This is a genomic window from Streptomyces niphimycinicus (assembly GCF_018883605.1).
Classification (GTDB): Bacteria; Actinomycetota; Actinomycetes; order Streptomycetales; family Streptomycetaceae; genus Streptomyces; species Streptomyces niphimycinicus.
Genome location: NZ_JAHLEM010001029.1, coordinates 1 through 3,144 on the forward strand (window position 1 = coordinate 1; position 3,144 = coordinate 3,144).

The 3,144-nt window shown below is 69.5% G+C and carries 3 protein-coding genes; 2 read left to right on the plus strand and 1 reads right to left on the minus strand.

Going from position 1 to position 3,144, the window contains the following annotated elements; translation table 11 throughout:
* Window positions 1–89: 89 nt before the first annotated feature.
* On the minus strand, window positions 90–737 hold the full coding sequence (locus KN815_RS47130) for a TetR family transcriptional regulator (protein WP_216347914.1): 648 nt from the start codon (window positions 735–737) through the stop codon (window positions 90–92).
* A gap of 440 nt (window positions 738–1,177) precedes the next feature.
* Here KN815_RS47130 and KN815_RS47135 point away from each other — a divergent pair, with 440 nt between their 5' ends.
* Both KN815_RS47135 and KN815_RS47140 read left to right on the plus strand, forming a co-directional pair.
* Window positions 1,178–1,963: a VOC family protein gene (locus KN815_RS47135; RefSeq protein ID WP_216347915.1), complete on the plus strand. Its 786-nt coding sequence runs from the start codon at window positions 1,178–1,180 to the stop codon at window positions 1,961–1,963.
* Between the two features lie 230 nt (window positions 1,964–2,193).
* Window positions 2,194–3,144 (plus strand): serine/threonine-protein kinase (locus KN815_RS47140; RefSeq protein WP_216347916.1); only part of this gene is annotated, 951 nt, incomplete at its 3' end.

Below are 3,144 nucleotides of genomic sequence, written 5' to 3' on the forward strand. Positions count from 1 at the left end.
ACAGGACGTGCGGGCTCGGCCGGGCGGCCGGTATCGGGAGACCGGCGGGGAGAGGCCGAGGCAGGGGGCAGGGGAAGGGTGCGGATTCGTTACTTCGGCGGCTTCCGCCCGGTGACACCGAGGTGGACGAGCCAGGACAGGCTCGGCCGCAGGTCGGCCTGCTTGACGCCCCAGCTCTGGAAGCCCTTCTGGTGCGCGGCGACCGCGGCCAGCATCGCGACCAGCGATCCCGCGATGGCCCCGGGGTTGAGATCGTCGTCGATCCGGCCCTTGGCCTGCTGCTCCTTGACGGCGTCCGTAAGGGAGTTGGTGACGGAGTTGAGGATCTTCATGCGGATCTTGTAGAACCGCTTGTCGCCCTCGGCGGCGCCCAGGTCGACCACCCTCAGGATGGCGTCATGTTTGCGCCAGAAGGAGAGGAACCCCTCGACCAGGTCCTCCGACGCCGCCGCGCCGGACTTGCCCGCCCATGAGCGGTCGGCGACCAGATCGGTCAGGTTCGCACCCTCCTTCGCCATCTCCTCGGCAAGCTCGAGGACGGCGCCCTCCACATCGGGGAAGTACTGGTAGAACGTCGCAGGCGAGGTCCCTGCCTTACGTGCGACATCGATGACCTTGACGTCTCGATACGGGGATGTGCTGAGCATCTCGCCGAGGCAGTCGAGCAGCTTCTGCCGCGTCGCCTGCCCGCGACGACCGGCCACCCGCCCGTCGACTGTGCGTACTTGTCCTGTCATGCCGTCAGCTTACCGAGGGGTGATCGGAGCGCGATTCGGCTGCGTGCAAATGGGGTTAGGGCGGGATGGGAGGGTTTGTGAGCCTCGCTGAGCAGCCTGGAATGGCTGATTCCGATCCCTGTCCGCCGTCGTCAAGCCCTCAACCACCGCTCACCCACACGTGTGAATTGTGTTATCAACAGGCTGTGGATAACAACGGTGGATGACGCGACCGGAGCCGCCTTGGCGCGAAAAGGATTGGCCAAATATTTCGAGTTCCAGGGCGAGCAGACCGGGCGATCCCCCGTTAGCGTGGCAAGTGAGGTAAACGAGCCAAGCGGCTGCAAACACGCGCCAAGCGGCTCCAAACGGGCTGTGAGCAAGCTCCCAGGACCGAACTCCCAGGACGGAACTCCGATTGACCGACTCCGAGGACCGAGGGACGCGAGAGGACCCGGGCCATGGCGGCATTCGCGGAAGGCGTGCCCTGCTGGGCGGATGTGCTGCTGTCCGACCTCGCGGCGGGCCGGCGCTTCTACGGTGAGCTGTTCGGCTGGGCCTTCGAGGAGGTCGCCACGGACTACGGCTCGTACACCCGTGCCCTCCTCGGCGGTAAGGAGGTCGCGGGGCTGGTCCCCAAGCCGGACGGCCGGATGCCCACCGTCTGGAACATCTACTTCGCCGCCCGGGACGCCGCAGCGACCGCCGCCCGGATCCGCGAGGCCGGTGGCCGGGTGATCACCCCGCCGGTGTGGATCGACCGGTTCTGCGTCATGGCGACGGCCGCCGACCCGGGCGGCGCCGTCTTCGGGATCTGGCAGGCGGGCAGCCACACCGGCTTCGGGCGGCGCGGCGCGCCCGGTTCGTACGGCTGGACCGAGGTCCACACCCGTCAGCCGCGCGCCGTGGACGCCTTCTACCGGGCGGTCTTCGGATACGGGATGGAGCCCTCCGCCGAGGGCGGGCCGGCCGATCTGGTCCTGTGGACGCCGCGCGGAGAGCCCCCGGACCCCCGTCACGCGATCGGCGGACGCGTCGTGATCGGCGAGGAGTACCCGGCCGTTCTGCCCGCCCACTTCCTGACGTACTTTGTGGTGGCGGACTGTGATCGGACGCTGCGCACGGCCCACCGGCTGGGCGGGCGGGTTCTCAAGACCGCCGAAGATACGCCGTACGGGCGTTTCGCGGTCCTTGCGGACAATCAGGGCGCGTCCTTCGCCGTCATCGACACCTCGACGGCGGGCTGAACCGGGCCCGGAGGACTGGGCGATACGGGCCTGAGGGCACTTAGATGATCCTTGGTCGAACCGGACGGTCCCCGGCTCCGTATCGCCCGATGACACGACGATTCGCCCCCGGGTTCGCAACCGCCGCCTTCGCCAGAGAGAATGCAGGATGCGTGCCGCCGGTTGGTTTGTCGGTGAGACGCTGCACGGGGCTGTATTTTTTCAAGCCCCCACGGGGAGGTGGCAGGCAAGTGGTGGAGCAGCTTACGCAGCACGATCCGAGGCGGATCGGCCCTTTCGAGGTGCTCGGCCGTCTCGGCGCGGGCGGCATGGGGCTGGTCTATCTGGCCCGCTCGGCATCGGGCCGACGGGTCGCGATCAAGACGGTCCGGACCGAGCTCGCCGAGGACCAGCTCTTCCGTGTCCGGTTCACCCGTGAGGTGGAGGCGGCCCGCGCGGTCAGCGGCTTCTATACGGCCGCCGTCGTGGACGCCGATCCGCGCGCCGCGGTGCCCTGGCTGGCCACGGCCTATGTGCCGGCCCCCTCCCTCGAGGAGATCGTCAACGAGTGCGGGCCGATGCCGGCCCAGGCGGTGCGGTGGCTGGCGGCCGGGGTCGCCGAGGCGCTCCAGTCCATCCATGGCGCGGGCCTGGTCCACCGGGATCTGAAGCCGTCCAATGTGCTGGTCGTCGAGGACGGCCCGCGCGTGATCGACTTCGGTATCGCCTCCGGTGTTTCGAACACCCGGCTGACGATGACCAACGTCGCGGTCGGCACCCCCGCCTATATGTCGCCCGAGCAGGCGCGCGACTCACGCAGCGTGACGGGCGCGAGCGATATCTTCTCGCTCGGCTCGACCCTGACCTTCGCGGCCACCGGGCACGCGCCCTTCCACGGCGCCAACCCGGTGGAGACCGTGTTCATGCTGCTGCGCGAGGGCCCCGACCTGGCCGGGCTGCCCGACGAGCTGCGGCCGCTCATCGAGTCGTGCATGCAGATGGAGCCCGAGCGGCGGCCGTCCCCGGCGGATCTCCAGTCCCAGTTGGCCCCGCATCTGTTCGCCTCCAACGCCGACGACAGCGGTACGGCCTCGGCCTGGCTGCCGCCCGGCGCCGTCGCGCTCATCGAGCGCAAGCGCAGTGGCCGCAACCAGGTGCGCGGCGCCACCCGGCCCGCGGCCGGCGGGGGCCGTCCCGGGCAC